The sequence below is a fragment of the Micromonospora phytophila genome, from assembly GCF_023656545.1.
In the GTDB taxonomy this organism is placed as follows: Bacteria; Actinomycetota; Actinomycetes; order Mycobacteriales; family Micromonosporaceae; genus Micromonospora; species Micromonospora phytophila.
Genome location: NZ_JAMOKF010000384.1, coordinates 1 through 4,561 on the forward strand (window position 1 = coordinate 1; position 4,561 = coordinate 4,561).

At 74.8% G+C, this 4,561-nt stretch carries 4 protein-coding genes and 1 pseudogene; all 5 read left to right on the plus strand.

Annotated elements, in window-relative coordinates:
- Window positions 1–284: pseudogene (locus tag NCC78_RS27855) on the plus strand (DNA polymerase Y family protein); the annotation flags it as partial.
- Window positions 277–438, plus strand: a complete 162-nt coding sequence (locus NCC78_RS27860) for a hypothetical protein (RefSeq protein ID WP_250798219.1) — start codon at window positions 277–279, stop codon at window positions 436–438. The pseudogene NCC78_RS27855 and the gene NCC78_RS27860, both read left to right, overlap by 8 nt.
- Window positions 435–3,890, plus strand: coding sequence for an error-prone DNA polymerase (locus NCC78_RS27865; protein ID WP_250798220.1), 3,456 nt, complete (start codon window positions 435–437; stop codon window positions 3,888–3,890). The genes NCC78_RS27860 and NCC78_RS27865 overlap by 4 nt, the downstream gene beginning before the upstream one ends.
- A 96-nt stretch (window positions 3,891–3,986) precedes the next feature.
- The gene (locus NCC78_RS27870; protein ID WP_250798222.1) at window positions 3,987–4,163 is read left to right on the plus strand and encodes a hypothetical protein; all 177 of its coding nucleotides are present in this window, start codon (window positions 3,987–3,989) and stop codon (window positions 4,161–4,163) included.
- Between the two features lie 38 nt (window positions 4,164–4,201).
- Window positions 4,202–4,561 (plus strand): class I SAM-dependent methyltransferase (locus NCC78_RS27875; protein WP_250798223.1); only part of this gene is annotated, 360 nt, incomplete at its 3' end.

A 4,561-nucleotide genomic window follows, 5' to 3' on the forward strand; every position in this document is an offset into this window, starting at 1 on the left:
TGCTGCCCGACCCGCTCGGCGCGACCGTGCACGACGCCACCGGCGAGCCGGTCGTGGTCAGCGCGCGGCTGCAGCTGAGCGCCGCGCCAGCCCGGCTGACCGTCGGCACCGCCCGGCCGGTCGAGATCGTCGGCTGGGCCGGCCCGTGGCCGGTCGACGAGCGCTGGTGGGCGCCGGCCGAAGCCCGTCGTCGGGCCCGGTTCCAGGTCAGCCTCGCCGACGGCGCCGCGCTGCTGCTCGCAGTCGAGGCCGGGCGGTGGCTGGTGGAGGCGATCTATGACTGAGCGTCACTGCGCGGGCGCCACCACCCCGGTCCCCCCGGCACTCGTCGCGGTCGGCGACGACGTCCCGCTGGCGGATCTTGGAGCATTCCGGCCCCTGAAGGGGCCCGAACTCTCCAAGATCTCCACGGGTGCCGGTCGCGGGGTGGGCGGATGAGCTTCCACAACCCGAAGCTGCCCTGGTCCGAGCTGGAGCGCGTGCTCTCCGGCCGCGGCTCCGGCGACGGCCGGGCTGGCGACGGCCGCTCCGGCGACGGCCGCTCCGGCGACGGCCGGGCTGGAGGCGGCTGGGCCGGAGGCGGATCCGGGGGCAGCCGGTCCCGCGACGAGCGGCACCTGCACGTGGTGGACCCCCTCGCGGTGGACGCCGACGGCGGGGACGCCCCGGCCTGGAGCCGGAAGCGGGAGCACTATCAGCCGCCCGAGCTGCCCCGCCCCGACGGCGTGGTGCCGTACGCCGAGCTGCACGCGCACACCAACTTCAGCTTCCTCGACGGCGCCAGCCACCCCGAGGAGCTGGCCGAGGAGGCGGCCCGGCTGGGGCTCACCGCGCTCGCCGTCACCGACCACGACGGCTTCTACGGGGTGGTGCGCTTCGCCGAGGCGGCCCGCGCCCTGCACCTGCCGACGATCTTCGGCGCCGAGCTCTCCCTCGGGCTGCCCGGCCCGCAGAACGGTGAGCCCGACCCGCACGGCACGCACCTGCTCGTGCTCGCCCACGGCCACGAGGGGTACGCCCGGCTGGCCTCGACGATCGCCCGCGCCCAGCTGCGTGGCGGAGAGAAGGGCCGCCCGGTCTACGGGGAGCTGGAGGAGGTGGCCGCCGAGCTGCGCGACCACGTGCTGGTGCTGACCGGCTGCCGCAAGGGGCACGTGCCGGCGGCGCTGCTCACCGAGGGGGTCGACGCGGCGGCCCGCGAGCTGGACCGGCTGACCGCGCTCTTCGGCGCGGAGACGGTGGCGGTGGAGCTCACCGACCACGGGCACCCGGTCGACGCCGACCGCAACGACGCCCTCGCCGAGCTGGCCGCCGCCGCCGGGCTGCCCACGGTGGCCACCAACAACGTGCACTACGCCACCCCGGCCCGGCGTCGGCTGGCCACCACCCTCGCCGCGGTCCGTGCCCGGCGCAGCCTGGACGAGATCGACGGCTGGCTGCCGGCGGCGGCCACCGCCCACCTGCGCAGCGGCGCGGAGATGGCGGCCCGGTTCGCGGCGTACCCGGGGGCGGTGGCCCGGGCCGCCGAGTTCGGCGCGGAACTCGCCTTCGACCTCCAGCTCGTCGCGCCGCAGCTGCCGGCGTACCCGGTGCCGCCGGGGCACACCGAGATGAGCTGGCTGCGCCACCTGACCTTCGAGGGCGCGCGGGAGCGCTACGGCCCCCGCCAGGCCCATCCGGCGGCGTACGCGCAGCTGGACCACGAGCTGAACATGATCGAGGAGCTGGGCTTCCCCGGCTACTTCCTGGTGGTCTACGACATCGTCTCGTTCTGCCGTGAGCAGGACATCTACTGCCAGGGCCGAGGCTCGGCGGCGAACTCGGCGGTCTGCTACGCGCTGCGGATCACCAACGTCGACGCGGTCCGGCACCGGCTGCTCTTCGAGCGCTTCCTCGCCCCGGAGCGGGACGGCCCGCCGGACATCGACGTGGACATCGAGTCCGACCGCCGGGAGGAGGTGATCCAGCACGTCTACACCCGGTACGGCCGGGAGCACACCGCCCAGGTCGCCAACGTCATCTCGTACCGGCCCCGCTCGGCGGTGCGGGACGTGGCCAAGGCGTTCGGGTTCTCGCCCGGTCAGCAGGACGCCTGGAGCAAGCAGATCGACCGCTGGGGCTCGGTGGCCACGGTCGACACCGAGGACATCCCCGAGCAGGTCGTCGCGTACGCCAACGAGTTGCAGACCTTTCCCCGGCACCTGGGCATCCACTCCGGCGGCATGGTGATCTGCGACCGGCCGGTGATCGAGGTCTGCCCGGTGGAGTGGGGCCGGATGCCCGGCCGCAGCGTGCTCCAGTGGGACAAGGACGACTGCGCCGCCGTCGGCCTGGTCAAGTTCGACCTGCTCGGCCTGGGCATGCTCTCCGCGCTGCACTACGGCTACGACATGATCGGGACGACCCTCGACCTCGGCGACATGACCCTGGATGACCCCGAGGTCTACGACATGCTCTGCCGGGCCGACTCGGTCGGGGTGTTCCAGGTGGAGAGCCGCGCCCAGATGGCCACCCTGCCCCGGCTCAAGCCCCGCGAGTTCTACGACCTGGTGGTCGAGGTGGCGCTGATCCGACCCGGCCCGATCCAGGGCGGCTCGGTGCACCCGTACATCCGACGCAAGAACGGCCAGGAGCCGGTGACGTTCGCGCATCCGCTGATGCGCAACGCGCTGGAGAAGACCCTCGGGGTGCCGCTGTTCCAGGAGCAGCTGATGCAGCTCGCCATCGACCTGGCCGGCTTCGACGCCGCCGGGGCCGACCAGCTGCGCCGGGCCATGGGGTCCAAGCGCTCGGTGGAGCGGATGGCGCAGATCGCCGACCGGCTCTACGCGGGGATGGCCGAGCGGGGCATCACCGGCGAGCTGGCCGACGACGTCTACCGCAAGCTCACCGCGTTCGCCAGCTACGGCTTCCCGGAGAGCCACGCGATGAGCTTCGCCTACCTGGTCTACGCCAGTTCCTGGCTCAAGCGCTACCACCCGGGACCGTTCCTGGCCGCGCTGCTCAACGCCCAGCCGATGGGGTTCTACTCCCCGCAGACCCTGGTCGACGACGCCCGCCGGCACGGCGTCGAGGTACGCCGGCCGGACATCAACGCCAGCGGCGCCAAGGCGGTGCTGGAGTCCACCCCGGACACCCGGTGGGGCAGCGGGCCGGGGGAGCCGCCGCACGCCTGGGGGCTCGGCGGGCCGGCCGTCCGGCTCGGGCTGTCCGGGGTGCGTACCCTCGGCGAGGGCGTGGCCGAGCGGATCGAGACCGAACGGACGGCGCACGGGCCGTACCGCGACATGCCGGACCTGGCCCGGCGCGTGGGTCTCACCGCCGCGCAGCTGGAGGCGCTGGCCACCGCGGACGCCTTCGCCTGCTTCGGGCTGAGCCGGCGGCAGGCGCTCTGGGCCGCCGGCGCGGCGGCCCAGGACCGGCCCGGCCGGCTGCCCGGCACGGTCACCGGCGCGACCGCGCCCACCCTGCCCGGGATGGAGGCGGTGGACCGGCTCGTCGCCGACGTGTGGGCGACCGGGTTGTCGCCGGAGAGCCACCCGGCCCGCTTCATCCGCCCGCAGCTCGACGCCCTCGGCGCGGTGCCGATCGCCCGGCTCGGCCGGGTGGAGCCGGGCCAACGGATCCGGGTCGGTGGGATCGTCACCCACCGGCAGCGGCCGGCGACCGCCGGCGGGGTCACCTTCCTCAACCTGGAGGACGAGACGGGCATGCTCAACGTCACCTGCTCGCCGGGGCTGTGGCAGCGCTACCGCCGGGTGGCCCGCACCAGCGCCGCGCTGGTGGTCCGGGGCCTGCTGCAACGGAACGAGGGAGTGATCAACCTCACGGCCGACCGGCTGGACGCGATCGAGCCGCCGGTCAGCCCCGCCTCCCGCGATTTTCGCTGACCAGAGTGATCCACGTTACGGTTTTCCGTCCCGGAGCGCGGGAGACTCCTGCCCGCGCGGGCAGAGTGGCCCGCGCGGCACGAGGGAGATGAACCAGTGACGGGGAATCACGCGTACAGCGGCGGGGTGGCCAACTCCGGGCGGACCCGGCTCGGCGCCGGCTGGACTCCGACGCACCACACCGAATCGCGGGAGTACGAGGTCACCGACGGTCCGGTGGCCAACGCCCTGCGGTCGCGGGCCGAGGATGACGGCGCCACCGGCGAGTCCTGACCGCCCGCGCGGGCGGGTCCCGGGCGGGGCTGGACCGGGTGACTAGGCTCGACCGGGTGGACCAGACCCCAGGCCGGCTCGCCGGGCCGCCGCTGACCCCCCGTACCGCCGTGATCTGGTCGGTGCTCCGCGCCGAGCTGGACCGTCGCGGTGACACCGCGCTGACCGTGCTCGACGTCGGCGGCGGCACCGGCGGCTTCGCCGTCCCGCTCGCCGGGGCCGGGCACCGGGTCACGGTGGTCGACGCCAGCCCCGACGCGCTCGCCGCGCTGACCCGCCGGGCCGCCGAGGCCGGGGTCGCCGACCGGGTGTACGCCGTGCAGGGTGACGGCGACGCGCTCGCTGGGCTGGTCGAGCCGGGCAGCGTCGACCTGGTGCTCTGCCACGCCGTGCTGGAG